This is a genomic window from Yinghuangia soli, from assembly GCF_021502675.1.
In the GTDB taxonomy this organism is placed as follows: Bacteria; Actinomycetota; Actinomycetes; order Streptomycetales; family Streptomycetaceae; genus Yinghuangia; species Yinghuangia soli.
The window spans coordinates 221395-247711 of the sequence record NZ_JAKFHA010000004.1; the positions used below are offsets into that span (position 1 = coordinate 221395).

The following is a 26317-nucleotide window of genomic DNA, read 5'->3' on the forward strand; positions in this document are numbered from 1 at the left end:
AGGCTTCCGCAACGACGGAAGCCACTCCGCGCGGGCGAAGCGAGTGAAGAGGAGGACGTGACTCGATGAAGGCCGTCGTCATGGCCGGTGGTGAGGGAACCCGCCTGCGCCCGATGACCTCCAGCATGCCCAAGCCGCTCCTGCCGGTGGTCAACCGGCCGATCATGGAGCACGTGCTGCGGCTGCTGAAGAGGCACGGGTTCTCCGAGACCGTCGTCACCGTCCAGTTCCTCGCCTCCCTCGTCCGGAACTACTTCGGCGACGGCGAAGAACTGGGCATGAGCCTGACGTACGCCAACGAGGAGACCCCGCTCGGCACCGCGGGGAGCGTCAAGAACGCCGAGGAGGCCCTCAAGGACGACAGCTTCCTGGTCATCTCCGGCGACGCGCTCACCGACTTCGACCTCACCAAGCTGGTCGAGTACCACCGCGCCAAGGGCGCCCTGGTCACGGTGTGCCTGACCCGGGTCCCCGACCCCGTCGAGTTCGGCATCACGATCATCGACGACGAAGGCCGCGTCGACCGGTTCCTGGAGAAGCCCACCTGGGGCCAGGTCTTCTCGGACACCGTCAACACCGGCATCTACGTCATGGAGCCCGAGGTCTTCGACTACGTCGCCCCCGGCGTCTCGGTCGACTGGTCCGGCGACGTCTTCCCGCGGCTGCTCCAGGAGGGAAAGCCGGTATACGGCTACGTCGCCGAGGGCTATTGGGAGGACGTCGGCACCCACGAGAGCTACGTCAAGGCCCAGGCCGACGTGCTCGACGGCAAGGTCGACGTCGACATCGACGGCTTCGAGCTCTCCCCGGGCGTCTGGGTCGCGGAAGGCGCCGAGGTGGACCGCGAGGCCGTCCTCAAGGGCCCGCTCTACATCGGCGACTACGCCAAGGTCGAGGGCGGCGTGGAGATCCGCGAGCACACCGTGCTCGGCAGCAACGTCGTCGTCAAGCGCGGCGCGTTCCTGCACAAGGCGGTCGTCCACGACAACGTCTACGTCGGCCCGCAGACCAACCTGCGCGGCTGCGTGATCGGCAAGAACACCGACGTCATGCGCGCCGCGCGCATCGACGAAGGCGCGGTCATCGGCGACGAATGCCTCGTCGAGGAAGAGTCCCTGGTCGCCGCCGGGGTCCGGGTCTACCCGTTCAAGACCATCGAGGCCGGCGCGGTCGTCAACACCTCGGTCATCTGGGAGTCCCGCGGCCAGAAGAACCTCTTCGGCCCGCGCGGCGTCTCCGGCATCCTCAACGTCGAGATCACCCCCGAACTCGCGGTCCGGCTGGCCGGCGCCTACGCCACCACGCTCAAGAAGGGCGCCACGGTCACCACCGCGCGCGACCACTCGCGCGGCGCCCGCGCCCTCAAGCGCGCCGTGATCTCCGCCCTCCAGGCCAGCGCCATCAACGTGCGCGACCTGGAGAACGTCCCGATGCCGGTGGCCCGCCAGGAGACCGCCCGCGGCTCGGCCGGCGGCATCATGATCCGGACCACGCCCGGCGTGCCCGACTCGGTCGACATCATGTTCTTCGACGAACGCGGCGCCGACCTCTCGCAAGCCGCGCAGCGCAAGCTCGACCGCGTCTTCGGCCGCCAGGAGTACCGCCGCGCGTTCCCCGGCGAGATCGGCGAACTCACCTTCCCGTCCCGGCCGTTCGACAGCTACGCCGGATCGCTGCTCAAGACCGTCGACATCACCGGCGTACCCGACTCCGGCCTCAAGGTCGTCGTCGACGCCGCGCACGGCAACGCCGCACTGCTGCTGCCCAGCGTCCTGGGCCGGCTCGGCATCGACGCGCTGTCCGTCAACACCGGCCTGGACGACGCCCGCCCGACCGAGACCGCGGAGGACCGCGCGGCCGGGCTGATCCGGCTCGGCGAGATGGTCTCGTCCGCGCGCGCCGCGTTCGGCGTGCGGTTCGACCCGGTCGGCGAGCGCATGTCGCTGGTCGACGAACGCGGCCGCATCATCGACGACCACCGCGCCCTGCTGGTCTTCCTCGACCTGGTCGCCGCCGAGCGCCGCGGCGGGCGCATCGCCCTCCCGGTCACCACCACCCGCATCGCCGAGCAGGTCGCCGCGTACCACGGCGTCCAGGTCCGCTGGACGACCACCTCGCCCGACGACCTGGCCCGGGTCGCCGCGCAGGACGGCACGGTCTTCGGCGGCGACGGCCGCGGCGGCTTCGTGGTCCCCGAGTTCAGCACCGTCTTCGACGGCACCGCCGCGTTCGTGCGCCTCATCGGCCTGGTCGCCCGCACCCAGCTGACGCTCAGCCAGATCGACGCCCGCATCCCGCGCGCCCACGTGCTGCGCCGCGACGTGCCCACCCCGTGGGCCGCCAAGGGCATGGTCATGCGCTCGGTCGTGGAGGCCGCGGGGGAGCGCGGCATCGACACCACCGACGGCGTCCGCGTGGTCGAGTCGGACGGCCGCTGGGCACTCGTCCTGCCGGACGTCGCCGAGGCCGTCACGCACGTCTGGGCGGAAGGCCCGGACGACGACGCCGCGGTCGAACTCCTCGACGAGTGGAGCGCGGTGGTCGAGCGCGCCGGCGACTAGCGTGTAGGCCAAGGCCGGCTGCGGCTCGGGGGCGGCGCCCCGGGCCGCGGCGCAGGCCGGACCCTGCGCGGAGTGCGCGGGCCGACATGGAACGATGGGGCCCATGACGCCGAAGTCGACGCCCGGGGAGGCGCAGTACAAGCGCCCTGACGCGTCGATGTCGCTGCTGATCAACATCATGGACCACAGCCTCGACGAGGGGTACGCCGAGGCCACCGCGCGCCGGGCGGTGCGCGGCGAGGAAGGCGTGATCAGCCGGGCGCCCGGCGCCCGGCTGCTCGTCGCGGTCGGCGTGGGCCTGATCGCGGTCGTGGTGACCATGGCCGCGATGCAGGTCCGCGCCGCCGCGCCGCAGGCCGAGAAGGAACGCCGCGACCTCATCAACCGCATCCACACCCGCGAGACCGACGCCGACGTCCTGCAGAAGGAAGTCGAGGCGCTGCGCGACCGGCTCGACGCACTGCAGGACAAGAACCTCTCCCCGGACGAACTGAAGCGCGTCCAGCAACTCGCCATGAGCACCGGCGCCGAGGCCGTCGAAGGACCCGGCGTCAAGGTCGTGGTCGACGACGCCGAGCAGGCCGACGCCAAGGACGGCGCCAACAAGGACCCGCGCCAGCAAGCCGAATCGCTCGCCAACGGCCGCGTCCTGGACCGCGACCTGCAGCGCGTCGTCAACGGCCTGTGGGCGGCCGGCGCCGAGGCCATCGGCATCAACGGGCAGCGCCTCACCGCGCTGTCCGCGATCCGCGCCGCGGGCGCCTCGATCCTGGTCGACAACCGGCCCCTCTCGCCGCCGTACACCGTGCTGGCCATCGGCGACGCCAAGAAGATGCAGGTCGACTTCCAGGACGGCCCCGACGGCCGCTACCTGCACGCCCTCGGCGAGCGCTACGGGATCCGGGCCACCATCGGCACCCAGAAGAAGATCAAGCTGCCCGCCGCGATCGGGATAACGCTGCGCGTCGCCCAGCCCGAGGGCAGCACCCCGCAGGGCGGCAGCACGCCCTCGCCCGGTCCCGGGCCTTCGCCGGGCGCCGGCCCCGGTACGGTGTCCCCCTCGGCGGGCGGCACCCCGTCCCCGGGCGCCACCCGGACGGCCTCGGCACCCACGCGTACCCCGAGTCCGGCCAAGACCGGAAAGACCACTCCGGGAGCCGGCACCGGTTCCCCCTCGAACAAGGCGGCCGCGCGGGACCCCGCACCGGCGCATGAGGAAGGACAAGCGTGATCGCGGTACTCGGCCTGGTGTTGGGCGTCGTGGTCGGGTTCTTCGCCCGCCCGGTGATCCCGCACGAGCTGGAGCCGTACCTCCCCATCGCGGTCGTCGCCGCGCTGGACGCGGTCTTCGGCGGCCTCCGCGCACTGCTCGACGGGATCTTCGACGACAAGGTGTTCGTCGTGTCCTTCCTGTCCAACGTCGTGGTCGCGGCGCTCATCGTCTTCCTCGGCGACAAGCTCGGCGTCGGCGCGCAGCTGTCCACCGGCGTCGTCGTCGTCCTCGGCATCCGCATCTTCTCCAACGCCGCGGCCATCCGCCGCCACGTCTTCCGGGCCTAGGGGACAGGGGACACGGATGGCAGACGAGACACCGCCGCAGCCGCCGCACGAGGGCGACGAGCAGGCCGCCGCGCCAGGGCCGCAGCACCGGCGCCCGGGACGTCCCGTGCCGCCCGCCTTCCGGGCGTTCCGCGACATGGAGGCGGCCGACCGCGAGGAGGCCGCCGAGGCGCCGGAGGCACCCGGGACGCCCGAGGCTCCCCAGCCCCCGCAGGCCTCCCGCGGCTCCCACGCCTCCCCGGCCCCGGAGGGCCCCGAGCCGGACCCGTCCCGCAAGCCGACCCTCGAGCAGCGCCGCCCGGACGATCTGTACGGCGCGGCCCGCGGCCGCCGCGCGGAACCGCACGGCCGGCTCGACGACGAGACCGGCGAACTGCCGCCGGTACGCGGCCCCGAGCCGGCCCCGCCGGCCGCCGGGGGCGGCTGGTTCGGCGGTCCGGGCGCGGCCCGGCGCCTCGGCCCCGACACACCGCGGGCCGGCGACACCGCGCGCCTGACGCCCCGTCCGCCGACCGTGCGCGGCCCGCGCGACACGCCCGGGAATCCGCAACGCGGCACGGATCACACTCCGGTCCACGGCACGCATCGCGCGGAGTCCGGCGCAGCGGCGCCGGCAGCGGTCCCGGGAGCCGCCGAGGCGGTACGCGGTGCGCACGGCGGCACCCGCAGGCACGCGGGGGCCGGGAGCAAGGGCGGCGACGGAGACGGCCCCGCCGGGCCCGCCGCACCGCACGGCCCCGCCGGGTCCGGCGGCGGCGAACCGCCCGAGGACCCCAACACGCCCGAGCCCAGCGGCCGCCGCAGACTCCTGGAAGCGGTCTGGCCGCCGCGCGTCAGCCGGGCCCAACTGATCGTGGGGCTGCTGCTGTTCACCCTCGGCGCCGGACTGGCGATCCAGGTGCGGAGCAACACCGAGTCCGACCCGCTGCGCGGCGCCCGCGAATCGGACCTCGTCCGCGTGCTGGACGAACTCGAGCAGCGCACCCAGCGCCTCGACTCCGAGAAGCGCAAGCTGGAGATCAACCGCGACCAGCTGGAGAGCAGCAACAACCGGGCCGAGGAGGCCCGCCAGCAGACCGACCAGCGCGCGCAGGTCCTCGGCATCCTGGCGGGCACCGTGAAGGCCACCGGGCCGGGCATCACGCTCACCATCAACGACCCGATGGGGAACGTCCGCCCGGACATGCTGCTGGACGCCCTGCAGGAGCTGCGCGCGGCCGGCGCCGAGGCGATCCAGATCAACAACGTGCGGGTCGTCGCCGAGACGTTCTTCACCGAACCCGCGCAGGGCCAGATCGAGATCGACGGCCAACGGGTCACCGCGCCTTATGTCTTCAAGGTCATCGGCAATCCGCAGGACCTGCAGCCCGCCCTGAACATCCCCGGCGGCGTGGTGCGCACGCTGGAGAAGAAGCAGGCCCAGGCGCTCGTGGTGCCCTCCCAGCAGGTCGTCGTCGATGCCTTGCGGGTGCCGACGGCGCCTGACTACGCTCGCTCGGCACCAGGCTCGGGCAACGGCGGCTGACCCCCGGGTGATCGAGACCTGACAGAATCAGCGGCAGCGTCGGCGTGTGGGGCGCCGGCGGCCCGGACCGGCCGTCCGGTGCAGCGTCCCCACACGGCCGCGACACGGGCATCACACGGGCAGCACACGGCGACACGAGGCGCCACGAGGCAAGGAAGGCAGGGCGGATCCGGCATGTACCCCGCAGACCTCACGTACACCGCGGAGCACGAGTGGGTGCGCTCCCTCGGCGACGAGGACGGGACCGTGCGGATCGGCATCACCGAGTACGCCCAGGACGCCCTCGGCGACATCGTGTACGTGACCCTGCCGCAGACCGGCACCGCGGTCGCGGCCGGCGAGCCGTGCGGCGAACTGGAGTCCACCAAGAGCGTCAGCGACGTCTACGCTCCGGTCAGCGGTGTGGTCGTGGCCGTCAACGACGCGCTGGAGACCGCGCCCGAACTGGTCAACTCCGACCCGTACGGGGACGGTTGGATGTTCGAGGTGCGCCCGGACGACCCGGACGCGGCCGGCGCCCTGTGGGACGTCGCCGCGTACGTGAAGAGCCTGGACTCCTGAGCGCCATGCCCGGGAACCGCCCGCGGAACCACCGCGGCACATGTAGCACTTGTGTCACCGGTCGCACGAGCAGTTGTACGACCACCGGATTTACCTGTTGCATCAGCACTGGCAGCAGCCGCAGTACCACTGGCAGCACCACAGGCATCACCACGACGACTCATACCTGCCCGACGGGCGGGCCAGGCTTTCTCGGGGAGGTTCTCGCGTGAAGTTGTTCGCGAGGCTGTTCGGTCGTTCGCGTCGCACCGAGCAGGAGGCACCGCAGGCGCCTGCCGGCGGGCCGTACCCCGGGCCAGCCCAGGGCGCGCCCGGCGCGGTGCCGCCGGGCCCCGCCTACGGCGCCCCGGACCCGCGTTCCGCTCCGGACCTGTCCGAGAGCACGCAGAGCTTCCCGGCGTTCGGTGCGGCCGTCGCGGCCGCCGACCCCGGGACGGTGGTGTGCGGCAACTGCGGCAACACCAACCCGGCGGCCGGCCGCTTCTGCTCGTACTGCGGCAACCCGCTGCGCCCGGACGTCGAGCGGCCGTCCGAGCAGACCTCGACCATCTCGATCACCGGCATCGAGGCGCTGGACGCCGAACCGGCCCCGCGCGAGGTGCTCAGCCCCGAGGCGCAGGCCGCCGTCGAGGCGCTGCCGCCCGGCACCGCCCTCCTGGTGGTCCGCCGCGGCCCGAACTCGGGCAGCCGGTTCCTGCTCGACTCGGACCGCACCACGGCCGGCCGCCACCCGGAGAGCGACATCTTCCTGGACGACGTCACGGTCTCCCGGCGGCATGCGGAATTCCGCCGCAGCGCCTCCGGATTCACGGTCGCCGACGTCGGCAGTCTGAACGGCACGTACGTCGGCCGCCAGCGGATCGACGAGGTACCGCTCACCGCGGGCGACGAGGTGCAGATCGGCAAGTACCGCCTGGTGTTCTTCCCGAGCCGCCACGCGCAGATCGGCAGCGGGGAGCACGCGTGACGTCGGCGCCGCCGCGCCGCGGCGGCGGCCGCGCCCTCGTGGGCATCGGCGAGGTCATGGCGATGCTGCGGGCCGAGTTCCCGGACGTCAGCATCTCCAAGATCCGCTTCCTGGAGGCCGAGGGGCTGGTCGAACCGCAGCGCACGCCTTCGGGCTACCGCAAGTTCGGCCCGTCCGACATCGACCGCCTGCGGTACGTGCTGCGCGTGCAGCGCGATCAGTACCTGCCGCTCAAGGTGATCAAGGACCACCTCGATGCGATCGACCGCGGTCTCGAACCGGACGACGACGGTCTCGGCCTGGCGCCGGCCGGGACCGCCGCCGACGGCGAGTCCGAGACCGCGCCGCCGGCCGTCCTGCTCGACCGGGCCGAGCTGCTGGCCGCGGCGGGCATAGACGAGCCCGCGCTGGCGCGCCTGGAGGAGTTCGGCCTGATCGAGCGGCGCCGCGCGCCCGAGGCGCCGGGCGAGGAGGTGCCGGCCGATGCAGCGGCGTCCCCGCAGGCCACGGAGATCGCCGAGGCCGCGGAGGCCGCAGAGGCCGTGGAAGTCGTCGAGACGGCGTACTACGACGGTGATGCGCTGGTGGTCGCCCGGCTGGTCTCGGCGCTCGGCGAGTATGGCTTGGAACCGCGCCACCTGCGGCAGGTCAAGGCCGCCGCGGACCGCGAGGCCGCGCTGGTCGAGCAGATCGTCGCACCGCTCCTGCACCGCCGCGGTGCGGGCGCCAAATCCGGCGCGGAGGAGACCGTCCGCGATCTCCTGTCGCTCACCTCGCGGCTGCACACGGTCCTGGTCGGGGCCGCTTTGCGGCCACTCCTGGACCGCTGAAAAGCCCGCTTCGGGCGCCCCGGTTTTGCCCGGGGTTTGCCGGACCCGGTGAAAATGCGACGAATCCACGCGCGAATGGGCCCGGGGGGATCTGTGCTCCTCAGCTGGGCGCGCTAGTGTGGCGATGTGAACGAGCTTGAGGTCGTGGGCGTCCGGGTGGAGATGCCTTCCAATCAGCCGATCGTGCTCCTGAAGGAAACAGGAGGCGATCGGTACCTCCCGATTTGGATCGGCCCGGTGGAGGCGACCGCGATCGCTTTCGCCCAACAAGGCGTGGTCCCGGCGCGGCCTCTGACGCACGACCTGTTCCGCGACGTCCTCGAGGCGCTCGGCCAGGAGCTCACCCGGATCCGGATCGTCGACCTGCGCGAGGGCGTCTTCTACGCCGAGCTGGTCTTCGCCAACGGCACCGAGGTCAGCGCCCGCCCGTCCGACGCGATCGCGCTGGCCCTGCGCACCGGGACGCCGATCTTCGGCGCCGAGGCGGTGCTGGACGAGGCCGGCATCGTGATCCCGGACGAGCAGGAGGACGAGGTCGAGAAGTTCCGCGAGTTCCTCGACCAGATCTCGCCCGAGGACTTCGGCACCACCAGCCAGTAGGCCCCCCGCTTTTCGCCGCGCCCGCTGTCCGCCGCCCCCGCGATCTTCGGCTTTAGTCGACATTTGGGTCCCGAGACCTTGCCGGGCGCGCCGGGGAAGCACCCGACCGAGTGATCTGCGGCGAAAAAAGTCGATACAGCGATGATTCGCGACACGCCGGTGGGCTTCACCCGATCGGGGCGGTTTGATCGCACCCGGACCGGAAGCGACACGTGTGCGGTCGCCATGCGTACCCGTATAAACGCTCCGCCAAACCGCCTTTGAGAGATGCGTCACTCGGCGTGCCGAATGCGACGGTCGTTGACGCGCTGTGGGTGACTGCCTACCGTCGAAATCGACAGTTCCGGGGGTGATCCGTGCGCGTTGCACTCCGCCGCTTGCGGCCCGGAACTCACGGCATTCCTCTCGCCGCAGGCAGGTGCGGGGAGACGAAACGGAGGTCGGCGTGAGCAGCACCGGCGACATGGCGGGCCAGGCCCGTGCGGCCCGCCCGATGCCGTCCGCGATGCCCCGGGGCGGCCCCCGCGACGAAGCCGTGCCCGGCACCCCGACACCGGCCGCCGACGAGGTCGGCTACCGCGGGCCCACCGCCTGCGCCGCGGCGGGCATCACGTACCGCCAACTCGACTACTGGGCGCGCACCGCGCTCGTCGAACCCAGCATCAGACCCGCACACGGCTCGGGCACGCAGCGCCTCTACAGCTTCCGCGACATTCTCGTCCTGAAGATCGTCAAGCGGCTCCTGGACACCGGCGTCGGCCTGCAGAACATCCGGGTGGCGGTCGCCCATCTGCGCGGCCGCGGCGTCGCCGACCTGGCCGGCATGACGCTGATGAGCGACGGCGCGAGCGTCTACGAGTGCACGTCGTACGACGAGGTCGTCGACCTCGTGCAGGGCGGCCAGGGCGTCTTCGGCATCGCGGTGGGTGCGGTGTGGCGCGAGGTCGAGGCGTCGCTCGGCACGCTGCAGGGCGAGCGCACCGACACCGGCGAGACCCTGTTCCGGCACCATCCGGGGGACGAACTCGCCCGCCGGCGCCGCGAGCGCGCGGGCTGAGCAGCGGACCGGCGCCGCCCGGGCCCGTGACGCCTGGCCCGGCGCCCCCTGGACCGGCACTGCCCGGCCTGGCGCTGCCCGGCCCGGCACTGTCCGGCCGTATCGCGCGGACCGCACCGCGCACTCGGTAGCCGCGGGAACCGGCCGTACGCGGCCCGGCGTCCCCTCGCACATGGCATCACGGGTGGCGAAGTTCCTCCGCGCACGCCGCGGGCAGCGGATCATCTTCCAGGCGGCCGTCGTCGCCGCGGTCGTCGGGCTGACCCCGGTGACCTGGGTCTACGCCGCCGCGGACGGCAGAGTGCGGACCGCCTCCGACGTGCCGCACATGCCGGTCGCGCTGGTCCTCGGCGCCGGGGTGTGGGGCGACCAGCCCTCGCGCCTGCTGGCCCGCCGCCTGGACGTCGCCCTGGAGCTGTACCGGACCGGCAAGGTCGACGTGATCCTGGTGTCCGGCGACAACAGCCGGGACTCCTACAACGAACCCGACGTCATGCGGCGGTACCTCGTGGAGCGCGGGGTGCCCGCGAAGCATGTCGTCGCCGACTATGCGGGATTCTCCACCTGGGACTCCTGCGTGCGCGCCAAGCAGATATTCGGTGTCGACAAGGCGATCGTGGTGAGCCAGAGCTTCCACGTGCGGCGCGCACTGGCCCTGTGCGACGCCGCCGGGGTGGACGCGTACGGCGTGGGCGACGACTCGATGGGCGGCGACCTGGTCGGCCCGACGGTGTTCGGCAGCGCCCGCGAGATCCTCGCGGCGTACAAGGCGGTCGGCGAGATGACGCTCAAGCCGTCACCGGCGGCCCTGGGGGCCAAGGAGACGGGCGTCGCCGAGGCGCTGGCGGACCGGACGGCCCGCTGACCCGGCGCCGCCTTCAGCGGGCCGCGGCGAGGTCCGCGGCGGCGGCCTGCCAGATGCGGGCCAGATCCGCGGCGGGGTCCGTGCCGCCGGCCCAGGTGTCCGCCCAGTTCGCGGTACGCGCCGAACCCCGGCTGCGGTAGCGGCGCATGATCGCCACGTGCTCCGGGAGCCCCACGAAGCCGTGCATGGCCCGCGCATCGCGCCACACGGCGACCGAACCGGCCCGGCGGGCGGCCGGCAGGGTCCACAGCCACACCCCGACCGCGCCGTCCAGTTCCGGCCACACCCGGCGCAGCCGGAACCCGGCCCGCGCGATGCCGGGAAGCGCGGTGTGCCGCTGCGCGGTGAAGTCGGTGACACTCACGAGCACGTCGCCGGCATCGGCTGCGGCCGCCCCGGCCTGCCATCCCGTCCGCAAGATCGCCATCCGGCGAGCGTAGGCGCTGGGGTCGGCGGAACTCGGACCGGGCTGCTGCGGGGCCGCCTTGCGGGTCGGGTCGCGGATCGTGAGCAGGGCGCCTGGCGCGGCGGCGCGGGTGGGCGCGGCGCGGCCCGTGGGGCGCGCTGCGCTTCTGTGTCGGCGGGATGCGCCATGATCGGAGGAAATGCGACAGACCCCGGCCATCCTGCACCTCGACATGGACGCCTTCTACGCGGCCGTCGAGCAGGTCGCCAAGCCCAGCCTGCGCGGCAAGCCCGTGATCGTGGGCGGTGTCGGCGGCCGCGGGGTGGTGGCGACCGCGTCGTACGAGGCGCGGAAGTTCGGGGTGCGCTCGGCGATGTCGACAGCCGAGGCGCGCCGCCGGTGCCCGAACGCGGCGTTCCTGATCCCGCGCTTCGCCGCCTACCGCGAGGTCAGCGACCTCGTCATGGGCCTGCTCGGGCAACTGTCCCCGCTGGTCGAGCCGCTGAGCCTGGACGAGGCGTTCGTCGACCTGGCGGCCGGCCCGTACGCCGACGGGCTGGACACCGCGCGGGCCACCGCACTCGCCGTACGCCTGCGCGCCGACATCCTTGCGGCCACCGGGCTCACCGCGTCCGTCGGGCTGGCCCCGTCCAAGCTGGTCGCCAAGATCGCCTCGGAGGCCGCCAAGCCGGACGGCCTCGTCGTCGTCCCGCCCGATCAGGTCCGCGCCACGCTCGACCCGCTCCCGGTGCGCGCGCTGTGGGGCGTCGGCCCGGCGACCGCGGAGGCGATGCGCAAGGTCGGCATCACCACCATCGCCGACATCGCCGCGACGGACGCCGACGAACTGGTCCGGTTGTTCGGCCAGGCGCACGGGCGCGCACTGCACGAGCACGCGCTGGGCATCGACGACCGCCCGGTGGTCGCCGAACGCGACGCCAAGTCGGTCTCCGTCGAGGACACCTTCGAGGTCGACCTCGTCGACCGCACCCGGATCACCGCGGAACTCGACCGCCTCGCCGCACGCTGCGTGGAGCGGCTGCGCGCGGCCGGCCGCTCGGGCCGCACCGTGGTGGTCAAGATGCGGCGCTACGACTTCAGCACCCTCACCCGCTCCGAGACCCTGCGCGGGCCTACGGACGACCTGGCGGTCGTACGCGAGACCGTGCACCGGCTGGCCGCCCAGGTGGATTTCACGGGCGGGATAAGGCTGCTGGGCGTCGGGGTCGCGTCGCTGGCGGACTTCGCCCAGCAGGACCTGTTCGGCGACGACCACGAGGACGCCGCGGGGGACGCCGTGGGCGTCGCGGACGCGACGGAGACCACGGACGCCACGGAGATCTCGACCGGCCCGGCCGGCTCGGCCGCTGGGGCTGCGCCGCGCGCAGTCGACGCGATCGAGCCCGACGCCACCTCCGGCGCGGCCCCTGATGCCGCCCTCGCCCCCGGCGTCGACCCGGCACCCGAGTCGGCGGCCGGCGACCCCGCGGATCCGGAAGCCGGCGCGTACGGGCGCGTCCCGGTCTTCCACCCGGGCCGGTTCGGCAGCACGCGCTGGCTGCCCGGGCAGGACGTGACGCACACCGAGCACGGGCCGGGCTGGGTGCAGGGCAGCGGCGTGGGGCGCGTGACGGTCCGCTTCGAGACGCCCGGCTCGGCACCCGGCCGGATCCGCACGTATCTGGTCGACGACCCGGACCTCACCCCATCGGCAGCGCTGCCCTTGGTACGCCGCACCGAGCTGGACCCCAAGCCCGAGCCTGAGCCCCAGCTCGCACTTGAGCCCGAGCCCGAGCCGGAGCCCGCGCCCAAGCCCCCGGCCGAGCCCGAGCTTGGGGCGGACCCGCCCCCCGCCCCGGACTCGCCCTAGGCTTCACGCCCGCTACTGGCCCACGCGCCCGTCGATGCGCTCGCGCAGGAAGTCGGCGTGCCCGTTGTGCCGGGAGTACTCCTCGATCATGTGCACGAGGACTTCCCGCAGTTCGACAGGCCGCCCATGGTCGACGCCGGTCACGTACAAGTCGCGGGCCTCGGCGACGAACCGCTCCGCGAATGCCACCTCGTCCCGCCACCGCCCGAACGCCTCGGCGACCGCCTCGGGGTCCGGCACCGCGCCGTCGAACTCCTCATTCGGGGACGCCTCGGTGCGGTAGTGCCGCACCACGCTCTCACCGGCCATCACGCGGCGGAACCAGTTCTGCTCGACCATTGCCATGTGCCGGACCAACCCCAGCAGCGACAGGTTCGACGGCGGCACCGAGCGCCGGGCCAGCGCCGCTGCGTCCAGCCCGGCGCACTTCATCTCCAGCGTCAGCCGCTGGTTGCGCAGATAGCCGACCAGGATCGCGTGCTCGCCGCGCACCAGCTCGCCGCCCCGCGGATCGTCCTCCGGCGCGACGAAGACGTCCCACCATCCGAATTGCCGCTCGGGCAGGCCGCCGGGCAGTTCCGCAGAGGTCTCGACAGGCTTACGGGCCGATTCGTCCGTCATGACGAGGATCCTCGGCGATCACCGCCGGAAGCACCACCCGCCACCCGTACAGCCGCCGCTCGCAGCCCGCGGCGTACCCTCACTCGCATGAGCACGACCGAAAGCCCGGCCCAGTTGGAATGGTGGGCCAATTCGCGCACCCGCCTCGGCGTGATCCCCCTCCGGATCCGCGCGACCGGCAACGGCACCTGGCAGGCCGCCGCCACCGGCGAGACCGACGACGAACGCCGCGCCGACCTCCTGTTCCTCATCGACATGGACCCGCACTTCACGCTGCGCTTCCCCGACGAGTCCGCCGTCGAGGTGACGGTCGCCCACGACGGCGACCTCGCCCACCTGCGCCTGACCCGGGCCGAGGCAGCCGACAGGCAGCCGGAACCTGAGCGCCCCGCCGTCCGGACCACGTTGCCGCTCGTCGAATAGGACGGGAGCCGGCTGCCCGGAAACCGAGTGCTCCGGTCCACCTCGAGCTGCGAGCATGCCGCCATGGGCTACCCGGCGAACCTTGTCGTCATCGGTGAAGACGGCCAGGTGCGGATCGGCCGCGCTCCGTACACCGGCTACAAGCTCGATCTGCACCTCCTGGGCGGCCCGGCGCACGCGGCCCCGCGACTTCCTGCCGTGGGTGCCCCGCGAGCCCTTTCGCGTGGAGCCGGACGAAGTGGGCGAGTACGCCGACGAACCCGACCCGGTCATCTGCCTGGTGACCATCGACGAGGCCGGGCTCGCACCTTCCTGCTACGCGGTCTTGGGAACGGAATGCCATCCGGTGGCGCTCGGCCCTGCCCTGCTGGACGAGTTCATCCCCGAGTACGACGTGGGACCGTGGCACGGGCACGCCATGGCCGGGATCCACGTCGACGTCGCCCGCCGCCGGGTCGCCTGGTGGGGGCTGTACCCGGCGTCGCATCCCATGCCCGGCGAGGTCGAACGCCTCTGGCCCGGCTGGCAGGTCGACTTCCACGGCGATGCGTGGGAGGAGCACGTACGCCTCGCCGCAGGCGCTTTCGTGCCGCCCCGGCCCGACCCTGACCGCGCGTACGCGGCGATCCTCGAGGATATAGCCGAGATCGGCTGCTCCTTCATGCCCTGGAGTCAGGCGACGTCGACGCCGTAGTGGCGGGCCAGGGCGACCGCGTCGAACTGGTAGCCCTGGCCCCAGGCGCGGAACCGCCACGCGTCGCCGCGGCGGTAGAACTCGCCTAGTACCAGGGAACGTTCGACCGTGGCGGCGTCGAGGATGCTGCGGGTCTCGGTGGCGCCCTGGAACGGGGCGACCTGGACCTCGATCGGCCCGACCGCGTCGAAGGCGCTCGTGCCGTCGACGACCGCGGCGACCGCGATACGCGCGATCTCGGGCGGGAGGCGGTCGAAGTCGATGGTGATGCTCTGCTCGGCGGAGCCGAGGATGTCCACCGCGACCGTGCCGTCGGGCGTCGCCGGCTGGTTCCAGAAGACGAAGTCGTCGTCGCCCCGTACCTTTTCGGTGCCGTCCAGCAGGAAGGCCACGACGTCGACCTCGCCGTCCGGGCGGTCCCAGCGCCAGGAGGCCTGCAGCGTCCACACCCCGGGGCGTGCGGCGCCTGGCAGGTCGTGGACGCCGCCGCGCGGGAGCTCGCGGCCGGGTCCGGGGTCGTCGGGGCCGGCCGGCGGGGTGCCTCCGGCGACCGGTGCGTCGTCGGCCTGCCACGCGGCGAGCGGCAGGCACGTGATGCCCATGGCCGCGGCGCGGGCGGCCCGCGGGTCGGCGGCGCCGCCGGGCAGGACGATCACCAGGTCCACGGACTGCGTGAGGTTGAGGCGCAGCCGGTGGCCGCGCTCGACGAGCAGGGCGCGGACCGTCCCGGCCTCGGCGTGCTCGGAGCGTCCGTGCAGGATCAGGACGTTCGGGGTGGTCCGGGGCCTGCGTCCGGAGCGTGGCGGGGGAGTGGGGGCCGGAGCCGCGGCCGTGGGCGGTGCCGCTGGGACAGGAGCCGGTTCGGGCTTTGCCTCCGGAGTCGGGCGGGCCGCGGGTATGGGCGGCGTGGCCGCTGGAGCGGCTGCGTCCACCCGGGCGCCCGGCCGGACGTCCGCGAGAAGGGCGACGAAGGCCTTCTCGTCGAGGATCGGCACACCCAGTTGCTGCGCCTTGCGGTTCTTGCCGGTGCCGGTCCCGGTGTCGTTGGTGACCAGGACGGAAGTCTTGCCGCTCACACTGCCGGTCGGATGCAGGCCGACGGCCACCGCGCGGGCCTCGAGGTCCTCGCGGGCGACCGCGGTCTCCCCGGTGAAGGCGACGCGCATGCCCTGCACCAGGACGCCGTCCCGGAGCGGCCCCGGATTCACGTACGCACACGGCTGCTTCGGTGCCGGCCGCGCCGCCGGGACCCGGGTGATGCCGCGCCGGCCGGGCCGGGTGACGGGCAGCGGGAAACCGCCGCCGGAGTCCAGGGCCGCCGCCTCGTGCAGGGCCGTGCGGAACGCCTCGGCGAGCACGCGGGCGTCGTCCTCCGCGGTGTGCGCGGCCAGCTGCCGGACCCCGTAGTACGCGGCGAGGCTGCCCAGCCGCCAATCCGGCAGCGGGAGTTCGAGCCGCTTGGCGAGCGTCATGGTGCACAGGCGCTCGTCCGCGGGGAACTCGCGTCCCAGGCGCCGGTATTCGGCTTCGAGCATCTTCCAGTCGAAGGACGCGTTGTGCGCCACCAGCACGCGGCCCGTGAGCAGCTCGGCGAGGTCGTCGGCGACGTCCTGGAACAGCGGCTGCCCGGTGAGGTCCGCCGCGGTCAGCCCGTGGATGTACGTGGGCCCGGGATCGCGCTGCGGGTCGACCAGCGAGGACCAGCGGCCGGTCACCGCACCGGTCGCGTCCAGCAGCACGACGGCCGCGGAGACGATCCGGTCGCGGGCGGTGAGGCCGGTGGTCTCGACGTCGACCACCGCATAGTCGCCCGGGTAGCCGGCCGGCCAGGCACGTGGGGAAAGGGCGTTCGCTGAGGCAGCACTCACGGCAGACACGGCAAGCCACGCTACCCGGCCGCCGCCCGTCCGGTTGGCGATTCCGCAGAGGAGGGGCGAGGTCCTGCCGCTGCTCACGCCTTTTGTCGGTGGGGGTGCGTAGGCTCGGGGCGGCGGCCGGAGTCGGGGGGTGGCTGCCGGGTGCCTGTCCGTTTCTCGTCCGGAAGAGACTTCCTCGCCGCCATGACTGATGCCGGACCCGCTGTGCCGTCCGACCCCGCGGCCGGGGCGCCGCATGTTGCCGAAGCGGGGGGTGGCCGGCTGATCGGGCGGGTGCACGCTGCCGGGTTGCTGCGCGCCGAGGTGGAGCGGGCTGCGGTGAGCCACGGCGGGCTGGTGCTGGTCACCGGCGAGGCCGGGATCGGGAAGACGACGCTGGTCACCGGGGCTGCGGACGAAGCGCGGCAGCGTGATGCGCTGGTGCTCGGCGGGTCGTGCTGGGACTCCGGCAATGCGCCCGGCTACTGGCCTTGGGTGCAGGTGCTGCGGGCGTTGCGCCGGGCGTTGGGGGAGGCGGCGTGGCGGGGACTGGCCGATCCGTTGGGGCCCAGTCTGGGAGTGCTGGCGGGGGACGCGGTCCCGGTCGCCGAGGCGGAGGAGGCGGGCAAGCCGCAGGAGGACGCGCCGGATGCCTTCCAGATCTACGACGCGGTCACCACGCTGCTCGTCTCGGCGTCGCAGGACCGGCCGCTCGTGGTGGTCCTGGACGATCTGCACTGGGCGGACAGCGCGTCGCTGCGGCTGCTGGAGTTCGCCGCCCGGCATGCCTGGTTCGAGCGCATCCTGCTGATCGGCACGTACCGGGATGTCGAGGCCGAGTCGCCCGGGCATCCGCTGCGGCCGCTGATCCTGCCGCTGCTGGCCAAGGCCACGAGCGTGACGCTGACCGGGCTCGAACAGGCGGAAGTGGGCGCGCTGATGGCGCGTACCGCGGGGCGTATGCCCGATGCCGCGCTGGTCGCCGAGGTGCACCGGCGTACCGGCGGCAATCCGTTCTTCGTCGAGCAGACCGCCCGGCTGTGGGCGGGCGGCGGCGACGTCTCGGCGATCGCGCCCGGGGTCCGCGAGGCGGTACGCCGCCGGCTCGAACTGCTGCCCGCGCAGGTCGGCGACCTGCTGGCCACCGCGGCCGTGCTCGGCCGGGTGTTCGACCGGGGAATGCTCGCCGCCACCGCAGGCGCGCCCGTGCCGCACGTGGACCGCCTGCTCGACCATGCGGTGTCCGCGCGGCTGGTCGCCGGAGTCCGCGCCGGAACCGGGGCGTCCGAAGGCGGCACGCGCCCGGCCGGGCGCTTCGAGTTCACCCACGACCTGGTCCGCGAGACCTTGTACGAGGGGCTCGGGGAGGACGAGGTACGCCGCCGCCACGCCGCTGCCGTACGCGCCCACCGCATCGCACCGGACCGCCGCGGGGCCCGCCAGGTCCCCGCCGACGTGGCCCGGCACGCGTATCTCGCGGGCCGTGAACTCCCCGCCGAGGAAGCCCTCGACCTGCTCGTCGACGCCGCCCGCGCCGCGGAAGGGCGGCTGGCCTTCGAGGAGGCGGCCGGACACCTGCGCCGCGCCGGAGAGGCCGCCGAACGGCTCGGCGACGCGCGGCGCCGGACCGTGGTCGTGCTCAGCCTCGGCGACACCCTGCGGCACAACGGCGCGCCGGACGCCTGGACCCACCTGCAGTCGGCCGCCGAGCAGGCCCGGGCGATCGGCGACCCCGAACTCCTGGCGCGGGTCGCGCTGACCCTCTACCGCGACCCGTCGACGACCCGCGCCGACTACATCCTCGAACTCCTGCGCGATGCGCACCGGGCGCTGATCGGCCGCGGCGACCCGGCCGCCGACGGGCTCGCCGCCGACCGCATCGCGCGCGAACTCGCGGTCCGCTTCGCGGTCCTGGCCCGCCGCGAGGAGGACGACGAGGCGCTGGGGTTCAGCCTCTGGGCCACCCACGACACGATCTGGGGACCCGGCAGCGCCGCCGAACGCCTGCCGCTCACCGACGAGATGATCGCCGTCGCACGCCGCATGGGCGACGTCGAGATGGAACTGCACGCCTCGTCCATGCGCTGGGTCGCCCTGCTGGAGAACGGCGACCCGGCCTACCACGAGCAGTTCCGGTCGTTCGTGGCCGACGCCGAACGCGTCGGCCAGCCCCGATTCCTCATGGGCGCGGCCATCGACAGCAGCCTCATCGCGGCACTGACCGGCCGGTTCCCGGAGGCCGAGCAGCATTTCGACGACGCCCTCGGCGAACTGGAGCAGGCCGACCACGGCCCCTACCAGCACATGCCCGCGCACATGCGCTGGTCGCTGCTCTTCCAGCAGGGACGCTACGACGAACTCGATGCACTGCATCGCGAGTTGGTGGCCGCGGACCATCACCACACCCGCCTGCTGGCCGCGCTGGACGACGTCGAGCGCGGCCGCACCGGCGAAGCGCTGCGCTACCTGCACCGGATGATCGACGCGTCCGGCGGCGGCGAGGTGGTCGGCAGCCCCTACGCGCCGCTGTGGCTGCGCTTCCAGGCCGTCGCCGCGGCCGCGTCCGGCGACCCCGGCCTGTGCGAGCGCGCCCGGCGGGAGATCGCCCCGTACCGCGACCAGTGGACCGTGTCGCTGTACGGCTGCGACATCAGCGGTCCGATGGTCCTGTGGGCCGCGGTCGTCGAGGCCGGCCAGGAGCGCTGGGACGCGGCCGTGGACGGCTTCACCGCCGCCGTCGCGGCCGCCGACGCGCTGCGCGCCCGGCCGTGGGCGGTCCAGGCGCTGGTACGCCTCGCCGAGGCGCTCGCCGCGCGGGGCGGCCCCGGGGATGCCGCCGCGGCCGAAGAGGCCCTGCGGCGCGCCGAGTCCGAGGCGCGCGAGATCGGCATGCAGCAGGTGCCCGCATGGGCCGGGCAGGTACGCGGGACGCTCGCGGGCCGCACGGGCGATGCGCCGGCGTCGCACGGCGGGGCGGGCAACGGGACGGCGCACGGAAGCGAGCCGTACGACGGAGCATCAGGGCCGACCGGATCCGCGGCGCCCGCCCGGCCGGCACCGCAGGCCGCCCCGGCGCCGCGCGGCGTCCAGGAGTCCGGCACGCCGCGCACCGACACCGCCCGCTTCCGCCTGGACGGCCCGGTCTGGCAGCTGACGTACGCCGGCACGACCGTGCACATGCCGGACGCCAAGGGCCTGCGCGACCTCCACCACCTGCTCGGCCGCCCCGGCACCGAGGTCCCCGCCGTACGGCTGCTGAACCCGGCCGGCGGCGACGTCGTGGTCGCCGCGCGCGGCATGGGCGGCGACGCGGTCCTCGACGAGGCCGCCAAGGCCGCCTACAAGCGCCGCCTGGCCCGGCTCGACGACGAGATCGACCGGGCCGCGGAGCTGGGCGACGATGCGAAGGCCGCCGCCTACGACGCCGAACGTGCCGCCCTGCTCGACGAGTTGCGTGCCGCCGCCGGACTGGGCGGCCGGGCGCGGCGGCTCGGCGACGAGGCCGAACGCGCCCGCAAGACCGTCACCGCGCGCATCAAGGACACGCTGCGCCGCATGGACGCCGTGCACCCGGCACTCGCCGCCCACCTGCGCGCCACCGTGGCCACCGGATCGTCCTGCACGTACCGCGACGACGGCACGACGGCCTGGCGGCTGTAGCCGCCGGCCGTCGTGCCGTCGCCGATGCGCTTGGGGATACTGCTACTTGCGGTTGTAGAGCCGCAACGGCAGCGGTACGAAGACCGCCACCAACGCGGCGGAGAACACCAGCACCCACACGGTCTCGGTGGTCGCGAAGTCGCCGTCCATCAGGTCGCGCACCGCGCTCACCAGGTGGGTGATCGGGTTGACGTCGACGAACGCCTGCAGCCAGCCCGGCATCGTCTTCGGGTCGACGAAGACGTTGCTCAGGAAGGTCAGCGGGAACAGCACCATCATGCTGACCCCCATGACCGACTTCTCGCTGCGCAGCAGCAGGCCGAACATGGTCCACACCCACGAGAACGCGAACGAGAAGACCACCAGCAGCGCGACGCCGGCCAGCACGCCCGGGACCCCGCCGTCCGGCCGGAAGCCCAGGATCAGGCCGACCGTGATGATCACCGTGGAGGCCAGCACGTAGCGCAGCAGGTCGCCGAGGATCATGCCGACCAGCGCCGCGGGCCGCCAGATCGGCAGCGTGCGGAACCGGTCGAACACGCCCCGCTCGATGTCGTTGTTCAGCGAGACGCCGGTGTACATCGTGATCATCACGATGCTCTGCACCAGGATGCCCGGGATCACGAACTGCACGTACGCGTCCGTCGACCCGGCGATCGCGCCGCCGAACAGGTACGTGAACATCAGCGTCATCATGATCGGGAACGCGGTCACGTCGAACAGCTGCTCGGGCACGTGCTTGATCTTCAGCATCGCGCGCCAGCCGAACGTCAGCGACGCGGACAGCGGGCCCGGCTTGGGCGGCCGGTGGTGCGAGACGAAAACCGCGGCCAGGTCTTCCGCGACGACCGGCGCGAGCACCTCGGAGCCCGGGTCGGCCGCGGCCTTGCCGTTCCGCTCGCCCCGGCCCTTCTCGAGGTCCTTCGGGTCCTGCGTGGCGACGGTGGTCATGCTGCCGACTCCTTCGAGATCGCGTCGTGCTGCTCGTCGGTGGACGCCGCTTCGGAAGCGGCCGGGGATGCGGATGCGGCGCTGCCCGCCGCGAGTTCCGCCGAGGACCCTGCGGACTCTGCGGACTCTGCGGACCCTGCGGACGTCGAGGACGCCGAGGACTCGGTCAGCGCCATGAACACCTCGTCGAGGCTCGGCTGGCCGAGCGAGAAGTCGTCGACCACGATGCCCGCGCGGGCCAGCTCGCCGAGCGCCCGGGCGGCGTCCTCGGCGGCGCCCAGGTCGGTGCCGTGCCCCGGGATGGCCGCGGTGAGCGCCACCGGGTCGGTGCCGGTCTGCACCGCGCTGCCCAGCACCTTGCCGAGCAGCCGCTCGGCGTCCGGCCGCTGCGCGGCGTCGCGCAGCCGGATGTGGATCGACCCGGCGCCCACCGACGACTTGAGCTCGCCCGGAGTGCCCTCGGCGATGACCTTCCCGTGGTCGATCACCGCGATACGGGAGGCCAGCCGGTCCGCTTCCTCCAGGTACTGCGTGGTGAGCAGCACGGTGGTGCCCTGCGCGACCACCGCCCGCACGATGTCCCACACCTGGTTGCGGCTGCGCGGGTCCAGGCCCGTCGTCGGCTCGTCCAGGAACAGCAGGTCGGGGGTGTTGAGGATGCTCGCCGCGATGTCGATGCGCCGCCGCATGCCGCCCGAGTACGTCTTGACCTGCCGGGCCGCCGCCTTGTCGAGCCCGAACGCGGCCATCAGCTCGCCGGCCCGGGAGCGCGCGAAGCTCTTCGTGTGGCCGAGCAGGCGGCCCAGCAGCACCAGGTTCTCGGTGCCCGTCAGGTCCTCGTCGACGGATGCGTACTGGCCGGTCAGGCTGACCCGGCTGCGGACGGCATCGGCATCCCGCAGCACCGATTTACCGAACACGTACGCCTCGCCGCCGTCCGGGCGCAGCAACGTCGCGAGCATCTTGACCGCAGTGGTCTTGCCGGCCCCGTTGGGTCCCAGCACGCCGTACACGGTTCCGGCCGGGACACGCAGGTCGATGCCGTCGACGGCGCGGTTGGTGCCGAAGACCTTCACCAGCCCGTGGGTCTCGATGGCCAAGCCGGTCGGATCGATGGTCATGGTCTTTCCTCTTCGGGTCTCGAGTACGGGGCCTTGCCGATTTAGACGGCGGCAGTCGGCAGAACTCATCGGTGCGGCGCAAACGACGGCGGAGCAAGCCGGAGTAAAGGGGGGCGGGGATGCGGGGGAGAGGTCAGGCGACATAGGGCCGGCTCGCCCGGGCCTCGCGCAGCGCCAGCCCCCACCAGGTGAGCTGGTCCAGCAGGGCGTCGGCGTCCTGCGCATCCGGGACGGTCTCGGCGGCCAGGTCCAGCGCCACCGCGTCGCGCATCGTGACGGTGTGGAGTTCGGCGAAGACCTGCCGCAAGTGCTCGACGGCATACAGTCCTCGGGCCTTATAACCGTAGGACACGAAGCCGACAGGCTTGGTCCGCCACTCTTCGTACGCGTAGTCGACCGCCTGCTTGAGCGACGCCGGATAGCTGCGGTTGTACTCGGGCGTCACCACCACGTACGCCTCGGCGTCGGCGACCGCCGCGCAGAAACCGGCCATGTCGGCGGTCGGCCGCTCCGGGTACCGGGCCGGGAACGCGAAGTCGGCCAGGTCGATCACGGTCGGTGCGAGACCGGCCCGTCCGGCGGCGTGCTCCGCGAACCAGCCGGCCACCTTGTCGCCGGTCCGGCCCTCGCGGGTGCTGCCCACGATCACCGCCAGGCGCAGTGCGGCGCCCTGCTCCTGTCCTTCGTGCATTGCGGCCTCCTCGCCTGCTGCGTCCGATGCGGTCGTACAGAAGGCGCGAGATGCGGCCGCGCGGCCGCCAGATCCGATCTGGCGGCCGTCTCGCGGACGGCCGGAAATCGGCCCTGGGGATCTTGTTGCCCGGTCCCAGGCGGGCACTGGTAGCTTTGAGGCTGCACCAACGACCACGCGGGAGAGTCCCGGACCTGATCCGGGCGCCGAAGGAGCAACCCCTCCCCGGAATCTCTCAGGCACCCGTACCGCGCGGCCATGGGCACTCTGGAAAGCAGTTCCGTGCACGACGGCGGGACTCACCGACGGTGAAAGCCCCGGCCGCGACGATGCGGCGCGGGGTGAAGCTCTCAGGTACCGATGACAGAGGGGGAGGCAGCAAGGCCACACGCGCCCGCGTGTGTCCTTCTCCGCACTCATGGAGGCCTCCACAGTGAGCTCGTCGTCGCGTTCGTCGTCCCGTGCCCTTCCCGCAGGACCTGGCAGCCTCGGCGCCCTCGAAGGCGCCGAGCCCTTCACCGGCCGGCACATCGGCCCGGACGCCGACCAGCAGGCCAAGATGCTGGCGCACATCGGCTTCGGCTCGCTCGACGAGCTGACCGACGCCGCCGTCCCCGGCGCGATCCGCACCCTGGACCGGCTCGACCTGCCGGAGGCGGTCAGCGAGGCCGCGGTGCACGACCAGCTGCGCGCCCTCGCGGCCCGCAACACCGTGCTGCGCCCGATGATCGGGCTGGGCTACTACGGCACCCACACGCCGCCGGTGATCCTGCGCAACGTGCTGGAGAACCCGTCCTGGTACACCGCGTACACGCCGTACCAGCCGGAGATCTCGCAGGGCCGCCTGGAGGCGCTGCTCAACTTCCAGACGATGGTCTGCGACCTGGCCGGCCTGGACGTCGCGGGTGCGTCGCTGCTCGACGAGGGCACCGCGGCCGCCGAGGCGATGACGCTGGCCCGCCGCGCGGGCCGGGCGAAGAGCAACGTCTTCGTCGTCGACGCGACCTGCCTGCCGCAGACCATCGCCGTGGTGCGCACCCGCGCCGAGGCGCTGGGCATCGACGTCGTCGTGGCCGACACCACCGGGGGCCTCCCCGAGGGCGAGTTCTTCGGCGTCCTGCTGCAGTACCCGGGCGCCGACGGCCAGGTGCGCGACCTCACCGCGCTGATCACCGACGCACACGGCCGCGGCGCGCTGGTCGCGGTCGCCGCCGACCTGCTCGCGCTCACCCTGCTCACCTCGCCCGGCGCGATGGGCGCCGACATCGCGGTCGGCACCTCGCAGCGCTTCGGCGTCCCGATGGGCTTCGGCGGCCCGCACGCCGGCTACCTCGCGGTCCGCGAGAAGCTCGCCCGCTCGCTGCCCGGCCGCCTGGTGGGCGTGTCCGTGGACGCCGACGGCGACCAGGCGTACCGCCTCGCGCTGCAGACCCGCGAGCAGCACATCCGCCGCGAGAAGGCGACCAGCAACATCTGCACCGCGCAGGTCCTGCTCGCCGTCATGGCCGGCATGTACGCGGTCTACCACGGCCCCGAGGGCCTCACCGCGATCGCCCGCCGCACGCACCGCTACGCCGCGATCCTGGCGGCCGGCCTCAAGGCCGGCGGCGCGGAGGTCGTGCACGGCGCGTTCTTCGACACCGTGCACGTCCGCGTCCCGGGCCGGGCCGCCGCGGTGCGCGAGTCGGCGCGCGGCGAGGGCGTCAACATCTTCCAGGCCGACGACGACCACGTCTCGATCAGCTGCGACGAGACCACCACGCGCGCGGACCTCGCCGCGGTGTGGCAGGCGTTCGGCATCACCGGCCAGGACGTCGCGGCGCTGGACGCGGCCACCGCCGACGCGCTGCCCGCCGCCCTGGCCCGCACCGAGGACTTCCTGACCCACCCGGTCTTCCACGCGCACCGCTCCGAGACCGACATGCTGCGCTACTTGCGCCGCCTGGCGGACAAGGACTACGCGCTGGACCGCGGCATGATCCCGCTCGGCTCGTGCACCATGAAGCTGAACGCGACCGCCGAGATGGAGCCGGTCACCTGGCCGGAGTTCGCCAACATCCACCCGTTCGCGCCGGCCGACCAGGCAGCGGGCTACCTGGAGCTGATCCACGGCCTGGAGGACGCGCTCGTCGCGGTCACCGGCTACGACAAGGTGTCCATCCAGCCCAACGCCGGCTCGCAGGGCGAGCTGGCCGGCCTCCTCGCGGTCCGCGCGTACCACCGCGCGAACGGCGACACCGGCCGCGACGTCTGCCTGATCCCGTCCTCCGCGCACGGCACCAACGCGGCCAGCGCGGTCATGGCCGGCATGCGCGTCGTGGTGGTCGGCACCGGCGAGAACGGCGACGTCGACCTCGACGACCTCAAGGCCAAGATCGACGCGCACCGCGACAGCCTCGCGGTCCTGATGGTCACGTACCCGTCCACGCACGGCGTGTTCGAGGAGCACATCGGCGACGTGTGCGCCCTGGTGCACGAGGCGGGCGGCCAGGTCTACGTGGACGGCGCCAACCTCAACGCGCTGGTCGGCCTCGCGCAGCCCGGCAAGTTCGGGGCGGACGTCTCGCACCTGAACCTGCACAAGACCTTCTGCATCCCGCACGGCGGCGGCGGCCCCGGCGTGGGCCCGGTCGCGGTCCGCGAGCACCTCGCGGCGTACCTGCCCAACCACCCGCTGCAGCCCACCGCGGGCCCGGCCACCGGCGTCGGCCCGATCTCGGCCGCGCCGTGGGGCTCCGCGGCCATCCTGCCGATCTCGTGGACCTACATCCGCCTGATGGGCCCGGACGGCCTCAAGCGCGCCACCCAGGTCGCAGTGCTCGGCGCCAACTACATCGCGCGCCGCCTCGCGCCGCACTACCCGGTGCTCTACACCGGCCCGGGCGGCCTGGTCGCGCACGAGTGCATCGTCGACCTGCGCGGCATCACCAAGGCCACCGGCGTGACCGTGGACGACGTGGCCAAGCGCCTGGTCGACTACGGCTTCCACGCGCCGACCATGTCCTTCCCGGTGCCCGGCACGCTCATGATCGAGCCCACCGAGAGCGAGAATCTGGGCGAGATCGACCGGTTCTGCGACGCGATGATCGCCATCAAGGCGGAGATCGACCGGGTCGGCTCGGGCGAGCTGCCCGCCGACGACAACCCGCTGGTCAACGCCCCGCACACCGCGGCGATGGTGGTCGGCGGCGACTGGGCGCACGCCTACTCCCGCGAGGAAGGCGCCTTCCCGGGCGGCATGAAGCCCGCGGGCAAGTACTGGCCGCCGGTCCGCCGCATCGACGGCGCGTACGGCGACCGCAACCTCATCTGCTCCTGCCCCTCGGTCGAGGCGTACGGGCAGTAGATCGCGCGGCGCGCGGACCGCGCGCCGTGTCGTTGTCGTGCCGCGTACCCCCGCGCAGACGCGAACCGCGGCACGGAAACGCCGGAGGGCGGCCACCCACAAGGTGGCCGCCCTCCGGCGGCCCCGCACATTTCGGCGGGACAGGCGCTGTT

The 26317-nt window shown here is 73.2% G+C and carries 21 protein-coding genes and 2 riboswitches; of the genes, 15 read left to right on the forward strand and 6 right to left on the reverse strand.

The window, feature by feature from the left end; translation table 11 throughout:
• The first annotated feature begins 65 nt into the window (after positions 1 to 65).
• The 10 genes from LZ495_RS09975 (at position 66) to LZ495_RS10020 (ending at position 10526) form a co-directional block, all read left to right on the forward strand.
• The gene (locus LZ495_RS09975) at positions 66 to 2561 is read left to right on the forward strand and encodes a mannose-1-phosphate guanyltransferase (protein ID WP_235051701.1); all 2496 of its coding nucleotides are present in this window, start codon (positions 66 to 68) and stop codon (positions 2559 to 2561) included.
• A 103-nt stretch (positions 2562 to 2664) separates the two neighbouring features.
• The gene (locus LZ495_RS09980; RefSeq protein ID WP_235051702.1) at positions 2665 to 3792 is read left to right on the forward strand and encodes a DUF881 domain-containing protein; all 1128 of its coding nucleotides are present in this window, start codon (positions 2665 to 2667) and stop codon (positions 3790 to 3792) included.
• A complete protein-coding gene (locus LZ495_RS09985) occupies positions 3789 to 4121 on the forward strand; it encodes a small basic family protein (protein WP_235051704.1) in 333 nt (110 codons plus the stop codon). The genes LZ495_RS09980 and LZ495_RS09985 overlap by 4 nt, the downstream gene beginning before the upstream one ends.
• 514 nt (positions 4122 to 4635) lie before the next feature.
• Entirely contained in the window at positions 4636 to 5646 is a 1011-nt protein-coding gene (locus LZ495_RS09990) for a DUF881 domain-containing protein (protein WP_372498553.1), read from the forward strand.
• Positions 5647 to 5820: 174 nt separating this feature from the next.
• On the forward strand, positions 5821 to 6207 hold the full coding sequence (gene gcvH, locus LZ495_RS09995; RefSeq protein WP_235051706.1) for a glycine cleavage system protein GcvH: 387 nt from the start codon (positions 5821 to 5823) through the stop codon (positions 6205 to 6207).
• Positions 6208 to 6415: 208 nt separating this feature from the next.
• Positions 6416 to 7174 carry a double zinc ribbon and FHA domain-containing protein gene (locus LZ495_RS10000; RefSeq protein ID WP_308267869.1) on the forward strand — a complete coding sequence of 253 codons (759 nt, stop codon included), beginning with the start codon at positions 6416 to 6418 and terminating at the stop codon, positions 7172 to 7174.
• A 56-nt stretch (positions 7175 to 7230) separates the two neighbouring features.
• A complete protein-coding gene (gene ftsR / locus LZ495_RS10005) occupies positions 7231 to 8004 on the forward strand; it encodes a transcriptional regulator FtsR (protein WP_235051946.1) in 774 nt (257 codons plus the stop codon).
• A gap of 126 nt (positions 8005 to 8130) precedes the next feature.
• Entirely contained in the window at positions 8131 to 8604 is a 474-nt protein-coding gene (locus tag LZ495_RS10010; protein WP_235051707.1) for a bifunctional nuclease family protein, read from the forward strand.
• A gap of 505 nt (positions 8605 to 9109) precedes the next feature.
• Complete coding sequence (locus LZ495_RS10015) at positions 9110 to 9661, forward strand: MerR family transcriptional regulator (protein ID WP_235051947.1); 552 nt, start codon at positions 9110 to 9112, stop codon at positions 9659 to 9661.
• A 184-nt stretch (positions 9662 to 9845) separates the two neighbouring features.
• Entirely contained in the window at positions 9846 to 10526 is a 681-nt protein-coding gene (locus tag LZ495_RS10020) for a SanA/YdcF family protein (RefSeq protein ID WP_235051708.1), read from the forward strand.
• Between the two features lie 13 nt (positions 10527 to 10539).
• On the opposite strand, the gene LZ495_RS10025 is transcribed toward LZ495_RS10020, so the two are convergent.
• Positions 10540 to 10953: a hypothetical protein gene (locus LZ495_RS10025; protein WP_235051710.1), complete on the reverse strand. Its 414-nt coding sequence runs from the start codon at positions 10951 to 10953 to the stop codon at positions 10540 to 10542.
• A gap of 178 nt (positions 10954 to 11131) precedes the next feature.
• Here LZ495_RS10025 and LZ495_RS10030 point away from each other — a divergent pair, with 178 nt between their 5' ends.
• Positions 11132 to 12802: a DNA polymerase IV gene (locus tag LZ495_RS10030; RefSeq protein WP_235051711.1), complete on the forward strand. Its 1671-nt coding sequence runs from the start codon at positions 11132 to 11134 to the stop codon at positions 12800 to 12802.
• 12 nt (positions 12803 to 12814) lie between these two features.
• On the opposite strand, the gene LZ495_RS10035 is transcribed toward LZ495_RS10030, so the two are convergent.
• A complete protein-coding gene (locus tag LZ495_RS10035; RefSeq protein ID WP_235051713.1) occupies positions 12815 to 13423 on the reverse strand; it encodes a DinB family protein in 609 nt (202 codons plus the stop codon).
• Between the two features lie 87 nt (positions 13424 to 13510).
• Between LZ495_RS10035 and LZ495_RS10040 the strand changes: the two genes are divergently transcribed.
• Both LZ495_RS10040 and LZ495_RS10045 read left to right on the forward strand, forming a co-directional pair.
• A complete protein-coding gene (locus LZ495_RS10040) occupies positions 13511 to 13846 on the forward strand; it encodes a hypothetical protein (RefSeq protein ID WP_235051715.1) in 336 nt (111 codons plus the stop codon).
• A gap of 223 nt (positions 13847 to 14069) precedes the next feature.
• Positions 14070 to 14540: a hypothetical protein gene (locus LZ495_RS10045; RefSeq protein ID WP_235051716.1), complete on the forward strand. Its 471-nt coding sequence runs from the start codon at positions 14070 to 14072 to the stop codon at positions 14538 to 14540.
• Here LZ495_RS10045 and LZ495_RS10050 read toward each other — a convergent pair.
• Positions 14519 to 16408 carry a TerD family protein gene (locus LZ495_RS10050; protein ID WP_235051717.1) on the reverse strand — a complete coding sequence of 630 codons (1890 nt, stop codon included), beginning with the start codon at positions 16406 to 16408 and terminating at the stop codon, positions 14519 to 14521. The genes LZ495_RS10045 and LZ495_RS10050 overlap by 22 nt on opposite strands.
• 192 nt (positions 16409 to 16600) lie before the next feature.
• On the opposite strand from LZ495_RS10050, the gene LZ495_RS10055 reads away from it, so the two are divergent.
• A complete protein-coding gene (locus LZ495_RS10055) occupies positions 16601 to 20056 on the forward strand; it encodes an ATP-binding protein (protein ID WP_235051718.1) in 3456 nt (1151 codons plus the stop codon).
• Positions 20057 to 20098: 42 nt separating this feature from the next.
• Here LZ495_RS10055 and LZ495_RS10060 read toward each other — a convergent pair whose 3' ends face one another.
• The 3 genes from LZ495_RS10060 to LZ495_RS10070 form a co-directional block, all read right to left on the reverse strand.
• Positions 20099 to 21007: an ABC transporter permease gene (locus LZ495_RS10060; protein WP_235051719.1), complete on the reverse strand. Its 909-nt coding sequence runs from the start codon at positions 21005 to 21007 to the stop codon at positions 20099 to 20101.
• Positions 21004 to 22128 carry an ATP-binding cassette domain-containing protein gene (locus LZ495_RS10065; protein WP_235051720.1) on the reverse strand — a complete coding sequence of 375 codons (1125 nt, stop codon included), beginning with the start codon at positions 22126 to 22128 and terminating at the stop codon, positions 21004 to 21006. Before LZ495_RS10065 ends, LZ495_RS10060 begins: the two co-directional genes overlap by 4 nt.
• Positions 22129 to 22261: 133 nt before the next feature.
• Positions 22262 to 22819, reverse strand: a complete 558-nt coding sequence (locus tag LZ495_RS10070) for an NADPH-dependent FMN reductase (RefSeq protein WP_235051721.1) — start codon at positions 22817 to 22819, stop codon at positions 22262 to 22264.
• 168 nt (positions 22820 to 22987) lie between these two features.
• A riboswitch (glycine riboswitch) is annotated at positions 22988 to 23080 on the forward strand.
• A 2-nt stretch (positions 23081 to 23082) separates the two neighbouring features.
• A riboswitch (glycine riboswitch) is annotated at positions 23083 to 23190 on the forward strand.
• Positions 23191 to 23348: 158 nt separating this feature from the next.
• Here LZ495_RS10070 and gcvP point away from each other — a divergent pair.
• Positions 23349 to 26165, forward strand: coding sequence for an aminomethyl-transferring glycine dehydrogenase (gene gcvP / locus LZ495_RS10075; RefSeq protein WP_235051948.1), 2817 nt, complete (start codon positions 23349 to 23351; stop codon positions 26163 to 26165).
• The last annotated feature ends 152 nt before the right edge of the window (positions 26166 to 26317 follow it).

Bases quoted from the DNA above. Each gene is read 5' to 3' on its own strand.
- LZ495_RS10065 (WP_235051720.1), bottom strand. From the start codon at position 22,128: ATGACCATCGATCCGACCGGCTTGGCCATCGAGACCCACGGGCTGGTG.
- LZ495_RS10035 (WP_235051713.1), bottom strand. From the start codon at position 13,423: ATGACGGACGAATCGGCCCGTAAGCCTGTCGAGACCTCTGCGGAACTG.
- LZ495_RS10015 (WP_235051947.1), top strand. From the start codon at position 9,110: ATGCCCCGGGGCGGCCCCCGCGACGAAGCCGTGCCCGGCACCCCGACA.
- LZ495_RS10070 (WP_235051721.1), bottom strand. From the start codon at position 22,819: ATGCACGAAGGACAGGAGCAGGGCGCCGCACTGCGCCTGGCGGTGATC.
- LZ495_RS09975 (WP_235051701.1), top strand. From the start codon at position 66: ATGAAGGCCGTCGTCATGGCCGGTGGTGAGGGAACCCGCCTGCGCCCG.
- LZ495_RS10040 (WP_235051715.1), top strand. From the start codon at position 13,511: ATGAGCACGACCGAAAGCCCGGCCCAGTTGGAATGGTGGGCCAATTCG.
- LZ495_RS10025 (WP_235051710.1), bottom strand. From the start codon at position 10,953: ATGGCGATCTTGCGGACGGGATGGCAGGCCGGGGCGGCCGCAGCCGAT.
- gcvH (WP_235051706.1), top strand. From the start codon at position 5,821: ATGTACCCCGCAGACCTCACGTACACCGCGGAGCACGAGTGGGTGCGC.
- LZ495_RS10060 (WP_235051719.1), bottom strand. From the start codon at position 21,007: ATGACCACCGTCGCCACGCAGGACCCGAAGGACCTCGAGAAGGGCCGG.
- LZ495_RS09980 (WP_235051702.1), top strand. From the start codon at position 2,665: ATGACGCCGAAGTCGACGCCCGGGGAGGCGCAGTACAAGCGCCCTGAC.
- LZ495_RS10030 (WP_235051711.1), top strand. From the start codon at position 11,132: ATGCGACAGACCCCGGCCATCCTGCACCTCGACATGGACGCCTTCTAC.
- ftsR (WP_235051946.1), top strand. From the start codon at position 7,231: ATGGCGATGCTGCGGGCCGAGTTCCCGGACGTCAGCATCTCCAAGATC.
- LZ495_RS10055 (WP_235051718.1), top strand. From the start codon at position 16,601: ATGACTGATGCCGGACCCGCTGTGCCGTCCGACCCCGCGGCCGGGGCG.